We start from the raw sequence: 19,425 nt of genomic DNA on the forward strand, positions 1-19,425 counted from the left end.
GAGAAACATGATGATCCCGGTAATTCTTTCTGGTGGTAGCGGTTCCCGTCTGTGGCCTCTGTCGCGCAAGCAGTTCCCCAAGCAGTTCCTGGCCCTGACCAGTGAACACACCCTGTTCCAGCAAACCCTCGAGCGCCTGGTGTTCGAAGGCATGGACACACCGATCGTGGTCTGCAACAAGGACCACAAGTTCATCGTCCAGGAGCAACTGGCCGCGCTGAAGCTGGAAACCCAAGGCATCCTGATGGAACCGTTCGGTCGCAACACCGCGCCGGCCGTGGCCATGGCTGCCATGAAACTGGTCAACGAAGGCCGCGACGAGCTGATGCTGGTGCTGCCCGCCGACCACGTGATCGATGACCAGAAGGCCCTGCAACGCGCCCTGGCCCTGGCCACCGTGGCCGCCGAGCGTGGCGAGATGGTGCTGTTCGGCGTGCCGGCGACCAAGCCGGAAACCGGCTACGGCTACATCCGTTCCAGCCAGGACGCCCTGCTGCCTGAAGGCGTGGCGCGCGTGGCGCAGTTCGTCGAGAAGCCCGACGAAAAACGCGCCGCCGAGTTCGTCCAGGCCGGCGGCTACTTCTGGAACAGCGGCATGTTCCTGTTCCGTGCCAGCCGCTTCCTCGAAGAGCTGAAGAAGCACGACGGCGACATCTACGACACCTGCGTTCTGGCCCTGGAGCGCAGCCAGGAAGACGGTGATGTGCTGAGCATCGACGAAGCCACCTTCGCCTGCTGCCCTGACAACTCCATCGACTACGCGGTGATGGAAAAGACCCAGCGCGCCTGCGTGGTGCCGATGTCGGCCGGCTGGAGCGACGTGGGCTGCTGGTCGTCGCTGTGGGAAGTGCACGAGAAGGACGACAACGGCAACGTCACCAAGGGCGACGTGGTGGTGCAGGACAGCCACAACTGCATGATCCACGGCAACGGCAAGCTGGTGTCGGTGATCGGCCTGGAGAACATCGTGGTGGTCGAGACCAAGGACGCCATGATGATTGCCCACAAGGACAAGGTCCAGGGCGTCAAGCAGATGGTCAAGACCCTCGACGAGCAGGGCCGCAGCGAAACCCAGAACCACCTGGAAGTGTATCGCCCGTGGGGCTCGTACGACTCGGTGGACATGGGCGGCCGCTTCCAGGTCAAGCACATCACCGTCAAGCCGGGCGCCAGCCTGTCGCTGCAGATGCACCACCACCGCGCCGAGCACTGGATCGTGGTGTCCGGCACCGCCGAGGTGACCTGTGACGAGAACGTGTTCCTGCTGACCGAGAACCAGTCCACCTACATCCCGATCGCCTCGGTGCACCGCCTGCGCAACCCGGGCAAGATCCCGCTGGAGATCATCGAAGTGCAGTCCGGCAGCTACCTGGGCGAGGATGACATCGAGCGCTTCGAGGATGTGTACGGGCGTACCTCTACACCGATCGAGCGTGGTGTTTCGGTGAAGACCATCGCGCAGTAATGCAACCCCTGGGGCCGCTTTGCGGCCCCGCTTTTTGAGCCACTCCCCATTTCGGGCTACGATGGTCAGACTCCGCGCAATCAAGGTCTGCCCGCCTCATGATCATCGGTGCCTTCCTCATCCTCACCTGGCTGGTGCTGCTGTTGCGCTACCCGGCCAAGGCCCTGCCGATCTCGCTGGCTGCCGTTTGTGGCCTGGGCCTGGTGGCCCTGTTCGTCGTCTGGCAGGACACCCGCGAAACCTCGCAACTGGCCCGCCTGGACCTACGCCTGACCTACGCCCCCGAACACTGCCCCGCCGACCGCGCCCTGCAGGTGCGCGTGAAGAACGGCAACGACGTGCCGCTGACCGAACTGCGCTGGCGAGTGGCTGCTTACGCTCCGGGCGATACCGTGAACCTGGCGGAGAACACCTACAACGCCCCGCGTTACCGTGGGCCGGGTGAACTGCAGCCAGGGGCCGAGTGGAAGGACTGCCTGCCACTGCCGCCACTGCGTTCCGGGTACAGGCCGCAGACCCTGGAGTTTCGGGCAGAGCATCTGCAAGGTACGTTTGCCAACTAATGTATCGCCTGTGCCGGCCTCTTCGCGGGTAAACCCACTCCCACAGGGACTACACAGGTCTCAAATTCTGTGGGGTACCTGTGGGAGCGGGTTTACCCGCGAAGAGGCCGGCACAGGAAAACCAATCCTCCCTGACAACAGGCCCCAACCATGCCCACCGTCCTGATCACCGGTTGTTCCAGCGGCATCGGCCGCGCCCTGGCCGACGCCTTCCGCGATGCCGGCCACCACGTCTGGGCTACCGCCCGCAAACCTGAGGATGTCGAGCAACTGAACGCCGCCGGTTTCACCGCCCGGCAACTTGATGTGAACGACAGCGAAGCGCTGGCCCGCCTGGCCGAGGAACTGGTAAACCTCGATATCCTGATCAACAACGCCGGCTACGGCGCCATGGGCCCGCTGCTCGATGGCGGTGTGGATGCCCTGCGCCAGCAGTTCGAAACCAACGTATTCGCCGTGGTCGGTGTTACCCGCGCATTGTTCCCACAGCTACGCCGCTCACGGGGCCTGGTGGTGAACATCGGCAGCGTATCAGGCGTGCTGGTCACGCCGTTCGCCGGCGCCTACTGCGCCTCGAAAGCAGCCGTGCATGCCCTGAGCGATGCCTTGCGCCTGGAACTGGCGCCGTTTGGTGTGCAGGTAATGGAAGTGCAGCCAGGAGCGATTGCCTCGCAGTTCGCCAGCAATGCCCAGCGCCAGGCCGAGCAGGTGCTGGCGACGGATTCGGCGTGGTGGCCGTTGCGTGAGCATGTGCAGGCACGGGCGCGGGCTTCGCAGGACAAGCCGACCTCGGCGGCGGTGTTTGCCCAGGGCGTGTTGGCAGCGGTCGGGAAGTCGCCGGTGCCAGCGGTGGTGCGGTTGGGGAACGGCAGTACGGCGTTGCCGTTGATGGCCCGGTTACTGCCGCGGCGGGTGCTGGATTGGGCGTTGCGCAAGCGGTTTGGCCTACTGCGGCCACTCTGATTGTTTGGTTGCCTGTGCTGGCCTCTTCGCGGGTGAACCCGCTCCCACAGGTACCCCACAGAACTTTGAGTCCCTGCGATCCCTGTGGGAGCGGGTTTACCCGCGAAGAGGCCGGCACAGGCAATACAGATCAGGCAATGGAACGCAGCACCCCGCCATCCACCCGCAAGGCAGCCCCGGTAGTGGCACTGGCCTGCATCGATGCCAGGTACACCACCATGTTCGCCACCTCCTCCACCGTCGCCAGCCGCTTGATCAGCGAGGTCGGCCGGTGCTCAGCCAGGAAGTTGGCTTCCAGCTCTTCAGTCGACACCCCCTGCTCCTCGGCCAGCTTGGCAAAGAAGTCGCCCACACCTTCCGAACGCGTAGGCCCAGGCAGAACCGAATTCACCGTCACCCCGGTGCCGGCCAGGGTCTCGGCCAGCCCGCGCGACACCGCCAGCAACGCAGTCTTGGTCATGCCGTAATGAATCATCTCGGTCGGGATCTGCAGCGCCGACTCACTGGACAGGAACACCACCCGCCCCCATTTGCGCTCGGCCATGCCTTGGGCATAGTGGCGCGACAGGCGAACGGCGCTGAGCACATTGACGTCGAAGAAACGCTGCCAGTCCTCATCCCCGATCTCGAAGAACGGCTTGGGCTCGAAGATGCCCAGGTTGTTGATCAGGATGTCGGTGTGCGGCACCTGGTTGAACAGCGTCTGCGCACCGGCCTGGGTGCCCAGGTCGGCAGCGATGCCGATGATGCGCGCCTGCGGCAGGCGTTCGCGCACAACTTTGAGGGCTTCGTCGACCCGGGCCTGGGTGCGACCGTTGAGGACCACTTCGGCCCCCGCCTCGGCCAGGCCGATGGCGATGGCCAGGCCGATGCCCGCGGTGGAGCCGCTGACGATGGCGCGCTTGCCGTTCAGGGAAATGTGCATCTGTGCCTCCTCATCTGTCTGGGAAATCGCTGGGGCTGCTCCGCAGCCCTTCGCGGGCACGCCCGCTCCTACAGGTTTAACTGTGGGAGCGGGCATGCCCGCGAAGGGCCGCTGGGCGGCCCCCTATGCCTTCTTCACAGGCTGCTCATCAAACGCCTGCCAGCCACCACCCAGGGCCTTGTACAGCCCCACCAACGCCTGCGACACCGCCGCCGAACTGTCGATCCACTGCTCCTCGCTGGCCAGCAAGGCCCCCTGCACCGTCAGCACATTGAGAAAGTCCACCGCCCCTTCCACATACTGGCGCTGGGCAGTTTCCAGGGCGATGCGGTTCTGCCGCACCGCCTCGGCCAGGTGGTCGCGGCGCAGCTGGCTGGCGTTGTACAGGCGTAGCACATCGTCGATTTCATGCCAGGCACCCAGCACCACCTTGCGGTAGTTCAGCGCCGCTTCCTGCTGCTGCGCCTCGCGCAGTTCCAGGGTGCCCTTGAGCCGGCCACCCTCGAAGATCGGCAGCGACAGCTGTGGCCCGAAGGCGAACCGGCGCGAATCCCAGGCGCCGAAATCGGACAGCTGCATGGCCTGGAACCCGACACTGCCCGACAGCCGGATGCTGGGGTAGAAGTCGGCCTTGGCCACGCCAATGCTGGCGGTGGCGGCATGCAGGCGGGCCTCGGCCTGGCGAATGTCCGGGCGGCGCTCGGCCAGTTCGGACGGCAGGCCAATGGCGAACTTCTGCTGCGGCGCTGGCAGTTCGCCGCCCTGCAGCAACTCGGCCTGCAGGCTGCGCGGCGGTTCGGCGGCGAGCAGGCTGAGAGCGTTGATCAGGTCATCGCGCCGCGCTTCCAGGCTTGGCAGGCGCGACTCGATCGAGGCGACCTGGGCACTGGCCTGGGCCACATCCAGGCGCGTGGCGACACCTTCGGCCTGGCGGTTTTCGGACAACTTCAGGCTGTGCTGGGCGACCTTGAGATTGTCGCGGGTCACATCGATGGTGTGCTGCACGGCGCGCAGCTGGATGTAGTTGCCGGCGGTTTCCGAAAGCAATGCCAGCAGCACGCCGCGGCGGTCGTTCTCGGCCACTTCGACCGTGGCATCGGCAGCCTCGACCTGGCGCCGCACACGGCCCCACAGGTCCAGCTCCCAACCGGCCACCAGGTCGCCCTGCCAGAGGTTGAAGGCTTCCTTGCCCGCCTTGCCGGACGGGTCACTCAGGCCTTCGGCACTGTTGCGCGAGCGGCTGTAGCCAGCGTTCACGTCCACCGACGGTACTTCGTCGGCAGCCACGGTGCTGCGCAGGGCGCGGCTTTGCAGCAGGCGGGCACTGGCCATCTGCAGGTCGAGGTTGCGCTCGGCAACACGCTGGATCAAGGCACTCAGGCGGGCATCGTGGAAGCTCTCCCACCAGCGCAGTTCCAGCGGTTCGGCCTGCGGCTGGCTGGCCGCCGCTTCACCTTGCAGCGGCGCCCACTGTTGCGGTGCCTGGCTGTCAGGGCGCTGGAAGTCCGGCCCCAGGGTGCAGCCAGCCATCAATACGGCCAGCAGCAACGGGCTCAAGCGTAATGCCGGTTTCATCGTGCGCTTACCTCTTTGCCGTCCAGCTTGTCGCCACGGGTGTCGATGGTCGCTTCCACCGACATGCCCACGCGCAGGCGGGCAAGCAGCGGCTGGCCGTCATCGAAAACGATCTTCACCGGGATGCGCTGCACCACCTTGGTGAAGTTGCCGGTAGCGTTGTCCGGCTTGACCGCGGCGAAGGTCACGCCGGTGGCCGGGGCGATGCTTTCCACATGGCCTTGCAGCTTCTCACCGGCAAAGGTGTCGACGCTGATGCTCACGGCCTGGCCAGGCTGTACGTGGGTCAGCTGGGTTTCCTGGAAGTTGCCGACTACGTAGGCCTGCTGCAACGGCACCACCGACAGCAGGCGGGCACCCGGGTTGACGTAGGCACCGACACGTAAGGCGCGCTCGCCAACCATGCCGTCCACCGGCGCGGTGATGCGGGTGTAGGACAGATCGAGCTGGGCCTTTTCCAGCCCTGCCTCGGCCCGCTTCAGCTGGCCGTCGGCACTGGCCACCTGGGCGGTAAGGATATCCACCTGCTTGCGTGCCGCTACCAGTGCAGCCTGGGCATTGGCCAGGCGTGCGCGGGCCTGGTCGACCCCGCTGCGCGCCTGCTGGGCGTTCTGCACGGTGCCGGCACCCTGCTCGGCCAGGCGGCTGTAGCGGTTGACCTCATGGTCGGCGAACGCAGCTTCGGCCTGGGCCGCTTTCACTGCGGCCTCGGCCTGGGCAATCAGCGACGCCTGGCGCTCGAGGGTGGCACGGGCATCGGCGCTTTGCGCCTGGGCCACCAGCAACTGCGCCTGCGCGGCATCCAGCGCGGCCTGGTAGTCACGGGCATCGATGGTCGCCAGCAACTGGCCGGCCTTGACCTGCTGGTTGTCCTCCACCAACACCTCCTTGATGAAGCCGGCGATCTTGGGCGCGACCACGGTGTAGTCGGCGATCACATAGGCGTCATTGGTGCTCTGGCGGTGGTCACTGCCGAACATCCAGGGGCCAGCGATGCCAGCCAGGACGGCCACGGCAAGCACCGAGCCGATGAACAGGGTTTTGCGGTTGTTGGTCATTTCAGTGTTCTCGAATTCATCCAGGGTTCAGGCCACCGCGCGCGGCGGATAGACCCGGGTAGGCACGAAAGGAATCAGGCAGATCAGGGCCACGGCAATGCAGGCCATGACCAGGTAGAGATCGGCCGAGGTCAGCACCAGCGCCTGGTCGTGGATGCGCCTGGCCAGGCCGGCTGCGCTACCGTCGACCAGCGGGGCGTTGCCCAGGCTGTCCACCAGGTGGTTGGAATGGAAGTGCCGGCGCAGGGTGCCAAGGGCGTCCAGCAGGCCACCGGCGATCACCGCGGCCAGGCCCTTGACGGTGTTGAACCAGCTGGAGGCGAACGGGCCTTCCTGCGGGGTCATGCCGTTGGTGGACAGCATCAGCAGCGGCAGCACTGCCATTGGCTGGCCGAACACCTGCAGCAGGTAGAACGGGTAGAAGTCGCCACGGATCCACTCGCTGGTCAGCAGGCTGCTGCCGACGCAGGACGCCGCCAGCATCGCCAGGCCGATGCCCAGCACCCAACGGCAGTCCACCGCGCGGATGTTGCACAGCGCCGCCGTCAGCGGCAGGGCGATCAACTGCGGCATGGCCACCAGCATCATCAGCGGGCTGGTCTGCGCCGGGCGGTAGCCCTGGATCTGCGCCAGGTAGGCCGACGGAATGCTGCCAACGCCCGAGAGCACGATCAGCACACCGGCCAAGGTCACCAGGGCGAAACTCAGGTTGCGCCGTGACAGCATGCGCAACTGGAAGAACGGCAGCGGCTCGGACCATTCGTTGTACATGAACAGCACCAGCAACAGCAGGCCACCGCCGAGCAGCCAGCAGATCAGCGGCGAATCGAACCAGCCCCAGCGGTCACCCAGCGACAGGCCCAGCACGATGCAGCTGATGGCGGGCAGGCCGAGCAGCACGCCGCGCCAGTCGAACTGCTTGAAGCGCTCCAGGCGCAGCGGGTCCTGCGGCAGGCCCCAACCGACGCAGAACATGGCCAGCGCCGAGGGCAGGATGATCTGCCAGAACGCCCACTGCCAACCGACGTATTCGGTCCACAGCCCTGCCAACGGCGTGCCGAGGTTGGGGCCGAAGGTGGCGGTGAGGGCATAGCAGGCCAGGCCATAGACCTTGATGCCCGGTGGCAGGAAGCGCAGGGCCACACTCATCAACATCGGCGGCAAGGCGCCAGAGGCGAAGCCCTGGAGCACACGCAGCAGCATCAGGCTGTGCAGGTTGGGGGCGAACGGTTGCAGCAGGCCGAGCACGGCGAACAGGCCGATGGCGCTCATGGTGAAGCGCCGCAGCGAGAACGTGGTGGCCAGCCATGGCGCGAAGGCCATGGCCGAAACCGAGGCGGCGCTGTAGACCGCCAGCAGCCAGGCGCCTTCGTCGGCACCGATGCCCATGGCCCCACGGATATCGGCCAGGGAGATCTTGGTCACCGACTCGTTGAGGCCCGCGCACAACACGGCCAGCAGCACACCGAACAGCCCGACCACTACCTGCAGGCCGAACGCAGTCTGCGCAGGCGCGGCCGGCGCGGGGGCGGCGGCAATCACGGCAGACGGGGCGGACAGGGAACTCATGGGCAGACATCTCCAGCAACAAAATTGCGACTGGAGCAAGTCTAAGAAGGTGGAATGCTGACGAAAACTGACTTATCGGTAGGTTTATGTTGCGTCAGGCGCAATCCACTTCAAAACCCAGTCGCCTGCTTCGCGGGTGAACCCGCTCCCACAGGGAAATCACAAACCTTGAGAGGTGTGTTGTACCTGTGGGAGCGGGTTCACCCGCGAAAAGGCCGGCCCAGGCAGAACATCACTCAAGGGTCGACACTGCAGCAAGCCTTCAGGGTCTGCCGCAACCACCGATGCGCCGGGTCATTGTGAAACCGTGGGTGCCATGCCTGCAGCACGGTCACTCGCTCCAGCGGCACCGGGATCTCGAACGAGCGCAGCGGCAGCCCGAGCTTGTGCACGCTGTTGAGGATGTTGGCCGGCATCGGCAGGATCAGGTCGGAATCCGGCAGCGAGAACAGCGCCGAGTGAAAACTCGGGGTAATCAGCGCCACCCGCCGCTGCACCTTGAAGTTGGCCAGTTCCACATCGATCGGCCCATTGGCTCGCCCACGGCGGGACACGCTGATCTGTGGATAACTGACAAAGCTGTGCGCCGTTATCGGCTGCTCGAAAATCGGGTGGTCGCGCCGTGCCAGGCCCACGTAGTAGGTCTGGAACAGGCTCTGCACCTTGATCTCCGGCCCCAGGTCCACGGTCGAGCTGATGATCAGGTCGGTACGCCCGTCGCGCAGCACGCTGTCATCATCGCCGCCGGGGCTTTCCGGCACGAAGCGCAGCACCGTGCGCGGTGCCTGTTCGTGCATGCGCCGCAGCAGCTGGGCGCCGTAGAGGGCGATGAACAGGTCGTTGGTGCGGATGTTGAAGGCCCGGTCAAGCTTGGGCAGGTCGACCTCGTCGCCACTGCGGAACACCTCGCCGGCCTGCTCCACCAACGCCGCCACCTGCTCGCGCAGGGCCAGCGCCCGCGGTGTCGGCACCAGGCCGCGACCGGCGCGCACCAGGATCGGGTCACCCAACGCATCGCGGATACGCCCCAGGGTCCGGCTCATCGCCGCCGGGCTCAGGTTCATGCGCTGCGCCGCGCCGACCACGCTGCCCTCGTCGAGCAGGGCATCGAGGGCGACGAGCAGGTTCATGTCCGGGAGTTGCATGGCCGTTTTCCGTTACAGCTGTGGGGAATGGCGATGGTAGCAGGTTGCTGGATTGCACCAGACGCAATGCGCTCGTGCGTAGTGGGGCATTTATCCTGAGGGTGGATTGAGCCAAGAATGAGGAATGGCAGGTTCGGCCTTTTCGCGGGTAAACCCGCTCCCACAGTGACTGCACAGGCTTGGAATACTGTGGCGCACCTGTGGGAGCGGGTTTACCCGCGAAGAGGCCAGAACAGACAACCCCTTAGCCAGCCTGAAACAAGGATTCCACATGCCCAGCCCTGTCCTGATCGCCATCGACGCCTCCCCTGCATCCACCGCCCTGCTCACCCTCGCCCGCCGCTACTGCCGCCCCGGCGAACACGAACTGCACGTGCTGCTGGCCATCGACTCTACCTTCGCCGTCCACGACCAACCCGCGCCTTACACCGCAGAAGAACTGGAAGAATACCCCGCCGCCTGCGAAGAGCAGCACCAGGCCGACCAGGCCGTGGCCGAGGCGGTGCGCGAGTTGCAGCAAGCCGGCTTCGCCAGCCGGGGCTGCATGGTGGCCGGGCAGCCGGTCGAGGCGATCGTGGCCAAGGCACAGGAACTGAACTGTGAACTGATCATCATGGGCCACCGCCACCTGTCGCGGCTGGGGCGGATGCTGGACCCGTCGATCAGCGCGAAGGTGATTGATCGAGTGAAGGTGCCAGTGTTGGTAGGGGCAGCGAGCTAACTGCACCGCTCCCACAGTTTTTGCGCCAGCCCCAAGAGCAGCGCATCACTTGTGGGAGCGGGCAAGCACGCGAAGAGGCCAGTAGCTGCACTACCTCACCCCGGATCATTCCTTGCTCGGCTTCACCACCACCGTACAAGTCGTCCCCGCCGCCAGCAAAAACCCGTCCGGCACTTCATCGATATGAATGCGCACTGGAACCCGCTGCGCCAGCCGCACCCAGTTGAAGGTCGGGTTCACATCGGCGATCAACTCGCGGCTCTGTGGGTTGTCGCGGTCGTAGATGCCGCGGGCGATGCTCTCCACGTGGCCCTTGATGCGCTCGCCGCTCATCATCTGCAGCTCGGCCTGGTCACCCACCTTCACATGCGGCAGCTTGGTCTCCTCGAAGAACCCGTATACCCAGAACGAGTTCTCGTCGACCACCGCCATCACCGCTTCACCGGTACGCGCATAGTCACCCTTGTGGATATTCAGGTTGGTCACGTAGCCGTCCACCGTGGCCACGATATGCGTGCGCTTGAGGTTCAGTTCGGCCGCGGCCAGTTCGGCAAGGGCCTGCTGGTAGTCCGCCTGGGCGGAGTTGGCGATGTTGCTGGCGTCGTCGCGGTTTTCCTTGGAGATCACCAGGTTGTCCATGTCGGCACGGCGCTTGGCGTTGACCTTGCGCATCTCCCAGGTGGCCTTGCGCGATGCAACCTGCGCCTTGGCCTGGTCGACCGCCAGCTGGTAGTGCTCGGGGTCGATCTGGATCAGCAGGTCGCCCTTCTTCACCCGCTGGTTGTCCTTGACCGGCACATCCACCACATAGCCAGGCACGTCGGCAGCGACGTTGATGATGTCGGCACGCACACGGCCGTCGCGGGTCCATGGCGTGGTCATGTAGTGCAGCCACAACTGGCGACCGATCACCACGGCAGCGGCAAGCACCAACAAGGTGGCGATCAGGCTGAAGAACTTTTTCATCGAAGGATTCTCACCAGTAGAGCGACAGCGCCAAAGCGCCGAACAGGCAGACGAACAGGCTCAGGCGCAGCAGCGCCGGGTGCCAGAAGAAGCGGTAGCCATCATGGCTGGCAATGAACCGGTCCAGGCCCCAGGCCAGGCCCAGGGCGAACAGGAACATCAAGGTCATGGTGGGCATGTACACGCCATGGAAGGCGATTTCACGGGGCATGGTTTCACGGAGCATCGTGCAGTCCTTTCGCCGGTGCCAACGGCGACTGTGGGTCGAGCAGGGAAGAACGGATGAAGTGCAGGTAGCTTTGCGCGCGGCGCAGCACCGAAGTGTCGAAGTGGCGGGCGAAGGGCTCGTCGGTGGCCTGCACGCGGGCGATGGCGTGGTCCACCGCCACCAGCGCGCGTTCGTGGTTGCTGGCGCTGGGCTGCAGGAACAGCCGGGCCAGGGCACGACCCATCACGCGGATCGCCTGGCGCCAGGGCTGCGACTCGGCGTAGGCCGGATGCACCGGCGCACGGGCCTGTTCCTTGCGCAGCTCGATGACGGCGTGGCCGATTTCCAGCACGGTGAACATCCAGCCCATCAACTGGCTCTGTACCTGCGGCTTGCCGGCTGCCAGGCCATAGGCCTGGTGCAGCAGGTCACGGGTGCGGCTTTCGAAGGCCGTGCCGATGCCGCGCAGGCGGCCGCTGATGGCGAACAGCACCTGCTCGCGCAGTTCCTGCTCCAGGCGGCTCCACAGCCAGCGGCTGTTGGGCGGCAGGATGATCGCACCGGCAGCGGCACAGACGAACATGCCGATGACCATGCCGATGTAGTCGTTGATGAAGGTGTATGGGTCATACACGGTGAGGTTGTTCGGCACCGAACCGATGGCGAAGAACACCAGCAGGCCGATGCCGTAGCCGGCATAGGCCGGCCGTGACGAAAGGAACGCGCCCAGCACGAACACTGGTGCCAGGACCATGCACAGCAGCGGGAAACCGTCGATCCAGGGGAACACGAAGAAGGTTTCGAAGAAGCCGACGAAGGCACCAATCGCCGTGCCGCAGGCCATCTGGAACGACATGCGCTTGGGGTTCGGCGAGGCTGCCGACAGGCCCACGGTGACGGTGGCGATCAGGGTCATCATGGCGCCGCTGGGCCAGTCGCTGAACAGCCAGTAGCTGCCCAGCAGCAACAGCACCGCCGAGGCGCGCACACCGGCGGCCAACGATACCAGCCAGCTGGTCTGCGCCACGTAGGGCTCATCCCACTGCTCGCGTTCGTGCCGGTGCGCAGCCAGCGAGGCGTGGGTTTCGGCGTAGCCGTACATCTCGTCGACGAAGCGGTAGAGCAGCTCGAAGGCGGTGTGGAAGTCGAGCAGGTCGGACTCGCTCGGCTCGGTTGCCAGGTACTCGGCGCGCAGGCCGCGCACCTGTGCCTGCAAGCCTTCCTTGTAGGCGGCCAGCTCCAGGGTCAGGCGTAGCGCATCGGCGTCGGTCAGCGCCCGGCCCACGTAGGGCTGCAACAGCTCCACCAGGGTGTTCAGGCCCGGCTCGATGGCGCCGACGATCTGCAGCGGGCCGCGGGCGCGCAGGCGCTCCAGCAAACGGTGCAGGGCATTGAAGCGCGTGGTGATGGCCATGAACTCACTGTTCATGCGCACCAGGCGACCGGAGCGCCGACGCATGTGCGGGTCTTCGAAGGCGGTGACGTTGCGCAGGCTCTCGAGGCCCACTGCTTCAGCGACGAAGCGCACGTTGCTGCTCTCGAAGCGGTCCCGCTGGCTTTCGCCGCGCAGGGCCTCGACCACCACCCCGGCGAACACGCCAAAGCGCTGGTACAGGGCGTTGCGCATGGCGGCACTGGCCGACTGCGGCAGGATCGCGGCGCTGACGAAGGTCGACACCAGAATGCCCAGGGCGATTTCCAGCACCCGCCATACCGCCGCCATGAACGCCTGGTCAGGGTGCTCCAGCACCGGCAGGCCGATCATCGCCGCGGTGTAGCCGGCCAGCACGAAGCCATAGGCGCGGAAGGTGCGATAGCGCATGGCACCGGCCGAGCACAGGCCTACCCACAGGGCCAGGCTGGGCAGGAACAGCTCGGTGTTCTGCGGGAATATGGCGATCAGCGCCACCATCATCGCCGAGCCGGCCAGGGTGCCGAGCACCCGGTAGAAGCTCTTGGCGAACACATGCCCGCTTTGCGGCTGCATGACGATGAACACGGTGATCATCGCCGTGCGCGGTTGCGGCAACTCCAGGCGCATGGCCAGCCACAGGGTGATGAACGCAGCGGCCAGCACCTTGAAGATGTACACCCAGGTCACCCCGTCGGTGCGCGCCCAGGCAAAGAAGCCCCGGCGCCACTCCAGGCTTTGCAGCCAGCGCACGGGCAAACTGGAAGTGCTCATTCGGCGTTATCCGGCTTCTTGTCGAAAATGGCCAGGGTGGCCGGCGTTTTCGGCGCGGCCTGGCGCTCCTCTTTCGGCACATCCTGACCAGCCTGCAAGCCACCGCCCAGGGCGGTGACCAACTCGGCATGGGCAATCAGGCGGGCAGCCTGCACCTGCTGTTGCACCTGCTGCTGGCGGAACAGCAAGGTCTGGGCGTTGAGCACGTTGAGGTAGTCGGTAAGGCCACGCTGGAAGGCGACCATGGCGATGTCGTAGGTTTTCTGCGCGGCCGCGACCGACCCGGCGGCGAAGTGCGACTGCTCCTTCATCGACTCACGGCGGATCAGCTGGTCGGAGATGTTCTTCAGCGCACCGACCACGGTCTGGTTGTAGCGCGCCACAGCCACGTCATAGCCCGCCGAGGCCACGCCCAGCTGCGAGCGCAGGCGGCCACCGTCGAAGATCGGCAGGCTGATGGCCGGGCCGACGTTGTAGTTGAACTTGCGCCCGGTGAGGAACTCCAGCGGGCCGCCGCCGGTTGCCATGAAACCAAGGCTGCCGACCAGGTCGACGTTGGGGAAGAAGCCGGCATGGGCGACATCGATGCCGCGCGCCTGGGCGGCCACCTGCCAACGGCTGGCGACCACGTCAGGGCGCTGGCCGACCAGTTCGGCCGGCAGGTTCGACGGCAGCTTCAGCGGCGCGGCCAGGGCCAGGCTCGGGCGCTGCAACTGCGCGCCCTCCCCCGGGCCCTTGCCGGCCAGGGCGGCCAGCTGGTTGCGGGCCAGGGCAATTTCTTCGTCCAGGCTGTCGAGCTGGCGGTGGGTTTCCGGCAACGGCGCTTCGGCCTGGCTGACTTCGAAGTGAGTGCCGATGCCGGCATCCAGGCGGCGCTTGGCCAAAGCGAGGATCTGCTCCTGCTGTTCCAGCTCGGCCTTGACGATATCGCGCTGGGCGAAGTGCAGGCTCAGCTGGATGTAGGCGCGCACCACGTTGTTCTGCAGCTCCAGTTGCGCCTGGCGGGCTTCGGCCACGCTCATGTGCGCCTGGTCCACGGCCTGCTCGCTGGCGTTGCGTTCGCGGCCCCACAGGTCGAGTGCATAGCTGAAGCCAATGGCGGCGTTGTTGTCCCAGGTGTTGGCACCGGACAGCGCGCCCGGGCCGTAGAACTGGTCTTCAGGCCAATTGTGGCGCTTGAGCGAGGCCTGGCCGTTGGCCTGGAGCTTTTCCGCCGATTCGACCACGCCGGCCATGGCCTTGGCTTCGCGCACCCGCGCCGCAGCCATGGCCAGGCTCGGGCTGCCGGCCACGGCCAGGGCAACCCAGCGGTCCAGCTGTGGGTCGCCATAGGCGTGCCACCACTGCTGGTCGGGCCAGTGGGCGTCGGTCGCGGCTTCGCGTATGGCCGCGTCGGTGGTCAGGGTGTTGGCTTGCAGCGTCTTGCTTTGCGGGGCAATGCCCCAGGTTCCGATACAGCCGCTCAGGGTGAGGGCAAGGGCACAGGCACTGAACGCACTGAGCGTTCTGATGATGCGACGCGGCACAGCTGCGATTTCCCGAGGAAGAGGTGAAGGGGCCGGGCAATTCTAGGGGGCGGCAGCACTGGCGATAAGCGTGGATTCCTGCGAATCTTTGTTACCAAAACAGCGATAATCCGCCTTTGGTCGAAGGCAACTTTTCATCTCTTTTACGTTACTTCGTGACACAATTTTGTCCTCTACATCGAGAGTGACCCATGGACACCCTGCAAAACATGCGTGCTTTCAGTTGCGTAGCCCAACTCGGCAGCTTTACCGCCGCCGCCGGGCAACTGGATACGACCACCGCGAACGTGTCGCGGGCGGTCTCCAACCTGGAAGCCCATCTGCAAACAAGGCTGCTCAACCGCACCACCCGCCGCATTGCGCTGACCGAAGCCGGCAAGCGCTACCTGATGCGTTGCGAACAGATTCTTACCTATGTCGAAGAAGCCGAGGCCGAGGCCAGCGACGCCCATGCCCGCCCGGCCGGGCAGTTGAAGGTGCACTCGATGACCGGGGTCGGTCAGCACTACGTGGTCGACGCCATCGCCCGCTACCGCGAATCGCACCCGGACGTGACCTTCGACCTGACCATGGCCAACCGCGTGCCTGACCTGCTCGACGAGGGCTATGACGTGTCCATCGTGCTGGCCACCGAACTGCCCGACTCGGGGTTCGTGTCCCAGCGCCTGGGCATCACCTACAGCATCGTCTGCGCCTCGCCCGCCTACATCGCCCGCCACGGCGTTGCGCACAAGCCTGCCGACCTGCTCAAGCACGCCTGCCTGCGCATGGTCAGCCCGGTGATCCCGTTGGAGAAATGGCTGTTCGACGGGCCGGAAGGCCAGGAGATGGTCAACATCACCAGCTCGCCGTTCATGGTCAATACTGCCGATGCCATGAAGACCGCCATCCGCAGCGGCATGGGCGTGGGCGTGCTGCCGATCTATTCGGCCATCGACGGCCTGCGCGATGGCAGCCTGGTACGGGTGCTGCCCGAGTACCGGCTGCAGGAGCTGAACCTGTACGCCATCTACCCGTCGCGGCAGTACCTGGATGCCAAGATCAAGACCTGGGTCGAGTACCTGCGCAACTCGCTGCCGGAGATTCTGGCAGCCCATGAGGCGGACCTGAAAACCCATCAGGTGATGATCGCCAACTAAAAAGCTGCTGCATTGCGGGGGCGGACAATGGTAGGTTGCTAACCATTGCCGGCCTCTTCGCGGGTAAACCCGCTCCCACAGGTACGCCACTGCCTTCCAGGCCTGTGCAATACCTGTGGGAGCGGGTTCACCCGCGAAGAAACCACCACCGCCCCACCGCCTTGCAGAGAAGTTGCCCGATGAAAAAGACCGTCCTGGCCTTCAGCCGTATCACCCCGGCCATGGCCGAACGCCTGCAGCAAGACTTCAACGTGATCGTGCCGAACCCCAAGCTCGGCGACATCAATGCCCAGTTCAACGAAGCCCTGCCCGAGGCCCATGGCCTGATCGGCGTTGGCCGCAAGCTCGGCCGGGCGCAACTCGAAGGGGCGGCCAGGCTGGAGGTGGTATCCAGCGTGTCGGTCGGCTACGACAACTACGACCTGGACTACTTCAACGAACGCGGCATCGCCCTGACCAACACCCCCGACGTGCTGACCGAAAGCACCGCCGACCTGGGCTTTTCGCTGATCATGGGCTGCGCCCGCCGCACCGCCGAGCTGGATGCCTGGACCAAAGCCGGCAACTGGCAAGCTACCGTCGGCCCGGCCCACTTCGGCAGCGATGTGCACGGCAAGACCCTGGGCATCGTCGGCATGGGCAACATCGGTGCCGCCATTGCCCGTCGCGGCCGGTTCGGTTTCAACATGCCGGTCATCTATTCCGGCAACAGCCGCAAGAGCGCGCTGGAGCAAGAGCTGGGCGCGCAGTTCCGCAGCCTGGAGCAACTGCTGGCCGAAGCCGACTTTGTCTGCATCGTGGTGCCGTTGTCCGATGCCACCCGCAAGCTGATCGGTGCGCGTGAGTTGCAACTGATGAAGCCGAGCGCGTTCCTGATCAACATCGCCCGCGGGCCGGTGGTGGACGAGGCGGCGCTGATCGAGGCACTGCAGAACGGCACCATTCGCGGTGCGGGCCTGGACGTGTACGAGAAAGAGCCGCTGAGCGATTCGCCGCTGTTCAAGCTGCCCAATGCCCTGACCTTGCCGCACGTTGGCTCGGCCACTGCCGAAACCCGCGAGGCCATGGCCAACCGGGCAATCGACAACCTGCGCGCGGCGCTGCTGGGTGAGCGGCCGCGGGATCTGGTAAATCCGCAGGTGTGGAAGGGCTGATAGGCCTCTACTGCCTGCACCGGCCCTTTCGCGGGTAAACCCGCTCCCACAGGTATTGCACAGGCTCTGAGGGCTGTGGGGTACCTGTGGGAGCGGGTTTACCCGCGAAGAGGCCGGTGCAGGCAACCCATTACCTATTTGGCCACCACAACACCCTCAGCCACCCTGGCCTTGGGCTTGCGAAACACCAGCACATTCCCCGCCATCACCGCCACCAACCCCAACAAGGCCGGCGCCGTCCACTGATACCCCTCGGCCACCGCCGACACGTTCAACGCCACCAACGGGAACAGCACCGTGCAGTACGCTGCCCGCTCCGGCCCCATGCGCCCGACCAGGGTCAGGTAGGCGGTAAAGGCGATCACCGAGCCCGGCACCACCAGGTACAGCAACGAGCCGATGTACCGCACGTTCCACTCCATGCTGAATGGCACGCCGCTGACCACGCAGAACACCGCCAGCATCACCGCCCCGTAGACCATGCCCCAGGCATTGGTAGTCATGGGTTTGAGCCCGGCCTTCTGCTGCATGCTCGACAGCATGTTGCCGGCCGAGAAGCACAGCGTGCCGAGCAGGGCCAGGCCAAGGCCGTACAGGGTTTCGCGGCTGGCCGCGTGGTGGGACAGCTCGGGCCAGAACAGCAGCCCCAGGCCAAGGAGCCCCAAGGCGCCGCCGCCGAGCACGTTGCTGGCGATCTTCTGGCCGAAGAAGATCCGCGCGTTGAGTGCATTCCACAGGGTGGCGGTGGAGAACACCACGGCGATCAGGCCGCTGGCAATCCACTGGCTGGCGCTGAGGAAGCAGATGAAGTTGACGCAGAACAGGCACAGGCCCTGGGCCAGACAGATCTGGTGGCCACGCCGGTTCATCGGCTGCAGGCGGCGGGTGAGCAGCAGGAAGGCGAAAAGGATCAGCCCGGCCAGGGCGAAGCGGTAGACGATCGAGACCGGAATGGCGACCACACCCAGTTGGAGTTTCAGGGCGATCCAGGTGGTGCCCCAGATCAGGACGGTTAGCAGGTAGAGTGACAGGTTCATGGCGGCGGTTCCTTGGGCCTTTCAGGATCGGTGCCCGGCGCTTCGCGGCTAAAGCCGCTCCCACAAGGACCGCGCTGCTCTCGAGGCTGGCGCGGTCCCTGTGGGAGCGGGTTCACCCGCGAATCGAGGGCGCAGCCCTCGCCGAGGCATTTCAGTGTTCTCCTGTCGAACACCCACGCGCTTGCACAAACTTGCGCATTTGTCCTGCGGGTAGCTGTAAGCCTGGCCAAGGCGCAGTAGGATGGCTGGCAAGAGGAACCGCCCATGACGCCACTCACCCAGCTGCAAGTGTTCAACGCCATGCACGCCTCGCCCCACGCCCGGCTGGAGCTGAGCGCGCACCTGGGCGACGGGCTGGCGGCGGCGTTGTGGAGCAACCGCGACGATGCCCGCGACTACCAGGCACCGAGCCATCACACCCTGTCGTGCTACATCGCCGACGGCACCGGCACCTTTCGCCGCCAGCGCCCCGGCGACAAAGGGGCGCCCGACAAGCTGTGCGTGATGCCGGCCGGGCAGGAATCGAACTGGGTGGTCAATGGCGCGATCCGCCTGGCGCACCTGTATGTCAGCGAGGCGCAATTCGCCCTCGGCTGCGTGCGCCTGCTCGACCGTGAACCGCGTGAGCTGCAACTGCAGGAGGCGACCTTTCTCGATGACCCGCAGCAGGCCAAGCGCTTTCGCCAGCTGATAACCCTGGACTGGGATGAACCTGGCGAACGCTTGCTGGCCAGCAGCCTGGCGAACGAGATCGTCGACCACGCGCTACTCAACCAGGTCGGGCTGCGCCAGGGCCTGCGCCTGAAAGGCGGGCTGGCACCGAGCCTGCGCCGGCAAATGGTCGACTACATCGAAGCGCACCTCGACCAGCCCATCACCCTGGGTGAACTGGCCTTGCGCTGCAACCTGTCCGAATACCACTTTGCGCGCATGTTCCGCGCCAGTTTCGGGCTGCCGCCGCACCAGTACCTGCTGGCCCGGCGGCTGCATCGGGCCTGCCAGCTGTTGCGGCTGGGGTTGATGCCTTTGGGGGAGATTGCCCTGTTGTGCGGGTTTGCCAGTGCCAGCCATTTCAGCAACCGGTTCCGCCAGGCGGTCGGTGCAACGCCTGGCGAATACCGTCTGGCCTTCAATTCGTGAAACTGGGGCCGCTTTGCGGCCCTATCGCGACACAAGGCCGCTCCTACAGGGGTACGCGTTTCCTTGTAGGAGCGGCCTTGTGTCGC

General features: G+C 65.5%; 17 protein-coding genes. 7 read left to right on the top strand and 10 right to left on the bottom strand.

Annotated features, from left to right (window positions below; all coding sequences use genetic code 11):
- Positions 1 to 10: 10 nt before the first annotated feature.
- From ACGLHT_RS10980 to ACGLHT_RS10990, 3 genes are all read left to right on the top strand, one after another.
- Positions 11 to 1,465 (top strand): mannose-1-phosphate guanylyltransferase/mannose-6-phosphate isomerase, encoded by a 1,455-nt coding sequence (locus tag ACGLHT_RS10980; protein ID WP_075046291.1) that lies wholly within the window; start codon positions 11 to 13, stop codon positions 1,463 to 1,465.
- A 98-nt stretch (positions 1,466 to 1,563) separates the two neighbouring features.
- Positions 1,564 to 2,028: a multidrug transporter gene (locus ACGLHT_RS10985; RefSeq protein WP_274120357.1), complete on the top strand. Its 465-nt coding sequence runs from the start codon at positions 1,564 to 1,566 to the stop codon at positions 2,026 to 2,028.
- Positions 2,029 to 2,178: 150 nt separating this feature from the next.
- On the top strand, positions 2,179 to 2,991 hold the full coding sequence (locus ACGLHT_RS10990; protein ID WP_061552458.1) for an SDR family oxidoreductase: 813 nt from the start codon (positions 2,179 to 2,181) through the stop codon (positions 2,989 to 2,991).
- A gap of 130 nt (positions 2,992 to 3,121) precedes the next feature.
- On the opposite strand, the gene ACGLHT_RS10995 is transcribed toward ACGLHT_RS10990, so the two are convergent.
- The 5 genes from ACGLHT_RS10995 to ACGLHT_RS11015 all read right to left on the bottom strand — a co-directional run bounded on the left by ACGLHT_RS10995 (position 3,122) and on the right by ACGLHT_RS11015 (position 9,263).
- Positions 3,122 to 3,916 (bottom strand): SDR family NAD(P)-dependent oxidoreductase, encoded by a 795-nt coding sequence (locus ACGLHT_RS10995; protein WP_274120356.1) that lies wholly within the window; start codon positions 3,914 to 3,916, stop codon positions 3,122 to 3,124.
- A gap of 123 nt (positions 3,917 to 4,039) precedes the next feature.
- Complete coding sequence (locus ACGLHT_RS11000) at positions 4,040 to 5,491, bottom strand: efflux transporter outer membrane subunit (RefSeq protein ID WP_274120355.1); 1,452 nt, start codon at positions 5,489 to 5,491, stop codon at positions 4,040 to 4,042.
- The gene (locus tag ACGLHT_RS11005; RefSeq protein WP_075046296.1) at positions 5,488 to 6,549 is read right to left on the bottom strand and encodes an HlyD family secretion protein; all 1,062 of its coding nucleotides are present in this window, start codon (positions 6,547 to 6,549) and stop codon (positions 5,488 to 5,490) included. The genes ACGLHT_RS11000 and ACGLHT_RS11005 overlap by 4 nt, the downstream gene beginning before the upstream one ends.
- A gap of 27 nt (positions 6,550 to 6,576) precedes the next feature.
- Positions 6,577 to 8,118: an MFS transporter gene (locus ACGLHT_RS11010; protein WP_274120354.1), complete on the bottom strand. Its 1,542-nt coding sequence runs from the start codon at positions 8,116 to 8,118 to the stop codon at positions 6,577 to 6,579.
- A gap of 236 nt (positions 8,119 to 8,354) precedes the next feature.
- Complete coding sequence (locus ACGLHT_RS11015) at positions 8,355 to 9,263, bottom strand: LysR family transcriptional regulator (RefSeq protein ID WP_274120353.1); 909 nt, start codon at positions 9,261 to 9,263, stop codon at positions 8,355 to 8,357.
- 271 nt (positions 9,264 to 9,534) lie between these two features.
- On the opposite strand from ACGLHT_RS11015, the gene ACGLHT_RS11020 reads away from it, so the two are divergent.
- Positions 9,535 to 9,984 carry a universal stress protein gene (locus tag ACGLHT_RS11020; protein WP_274120352.1) on the top strand — a complete coding sequence of 150 codons (450 nt, stop codon included), beginning with the start codon at positions 9,535 to 9,537 and terminating at the stop codon, positions 9,982 to 9,984.
- Between the two features lie 105 nt (positions 9,985 to 10,089).
- Here the strand turns inward: ACGLHT_RS11020 and ACGLHT_RS11025 are convergent, their stop codons facing one another.
- The 4 genes from ACGLHT_RS11025 to ACGLHT_RS11040 are packed head-to-tail and all read right to left on the bottom strand — an operon-like array spanning position 10,090 to position 14,869.
- Complete coding sequence (locus ACGLHT_RS11025) at positions 10,090 to 10,950, bottom strand: HlyD family secretion protein (protein ID WP_274120351.1); 861 nt, start codon at positions 10,948 to 10,950, stop codon at positions 10,090 to 10,092.
- Between the two features lie 10 nt (positions 10,951 to 10,960).
- Positions 10,961 to 11,161 (bottom strand): DUF1656 domain-containing protein, encoded by a 201-nt coding sequence (locus ACGLHT_RS11030; RefSeq protein WP_008097766.1) that lies wholly within the window; start codon positions 11,159 to 11,161, stop codon positions 10,961 to 10,963.
- A 4-nt stretch (positions 11,162 to 11,165) separates the two neighbouring features.
- On the bottom strand, positions 11,166 to 13,343 hold the full coding sequence (locus ACGLHT_RS11035; protein WP_137162384.1) for an FUSC family protein: 2,178 nt from the start codon (positions 13,341 to 13,343) through the stop codon (positions 11,166 to 11,168).
- Positions 13,340 to 14,869 carry an efflux transporter outer membrane subunit gene (locus tag ACGLHT_RS11040; protein ID WP_274120350.1) on the bottom strand — a complete coding sequence of 510 codons (1,530 nt, stop codon included), beginning with the start codon at positions 14,867 to 14,869 and terminating at the stop codon, positions 13,340 to 13,342. Before ACGLHT_RS11040 ends, ACGLHT_RS11035 begins: the two co-directional genes overlap by 4 nt.
- A 191-nt stretch (positions 14,870 to 15,060) precedes the next feature.
- Here ACGLHT_RS11040 and ACGLHT_RS11045 point away from each other — a divergent pair, with 191 nt between their 5' ends.
- Positions 15,061 to 16,008, top strand: coding sequence for a LysR family transcriptional regulator (locus ACGLHT_RS11045; RefSeq protein ID WP_274120349.1), 948 nt, complete (start codon positions 15,061 to 15,063; stop codon positions 16,006 to 16,008).
- Between the two features lie 179 nt (positions 16,009 to 16,187).
- Complete coding sequence (locus ACGLHT_RS11050; protein ID WP_085664426.1) at positions 16,188 to 17,162, top strand: D-glycerate dehydrogenase; 975 nt, start codon at positions 16,188 to 16,190, stop codon at positions 17,160 to 17,162.
- Positions 17,163 to 17,296: 134 nt separating this feature from the next.
- Here the strand turns inward: ACGLHT_RS11050 and ACGLHT_RS11055 are convergent, their stop codons facing one another.
- Positions 17,297 to 18,199, bottom strand: coding sequence for a DMT family transporter (locus tag ACGLHT_RS11055; RefSeq protein WP_085627222.1), 903 nt, complete (start codon positions 18,197 to 18,199; stop codon positions 17,297 to 17,299).
- 264 nt (positions 18,200 to 18,463) lie between these two features.
- On the opposite strand from ACGLHT_RS11055, the gene ACGLHT_RS11060 reads away from it, so the two are divergent.
- Complete coding sequence (locus ACGLHT_RS11060; protein ID WP_137162387.1) at positions 18,464 to 19,339, top strand: helix-turn-helix domain-containing protein; 876 nt, start codon at positions 18,464 to 18,466, stop codon at positions 19,337 to 19,339.
- The last annotated feature ends 86 nt before the right edge of the window (positions 19,340 to 19,425 follow it).

It is taken from the genome of Pseudomonas sp. PsB (assembly GCF_043658375.1).
Taxonomy (GTDB): domain Bacteria; phylum Pseudomonadota; class Gammaproteobacteria; order Pseudomonadales; family Pseudomonadaceae; genus Aquipseudomonas; species Aquipseudomonas putida_Z.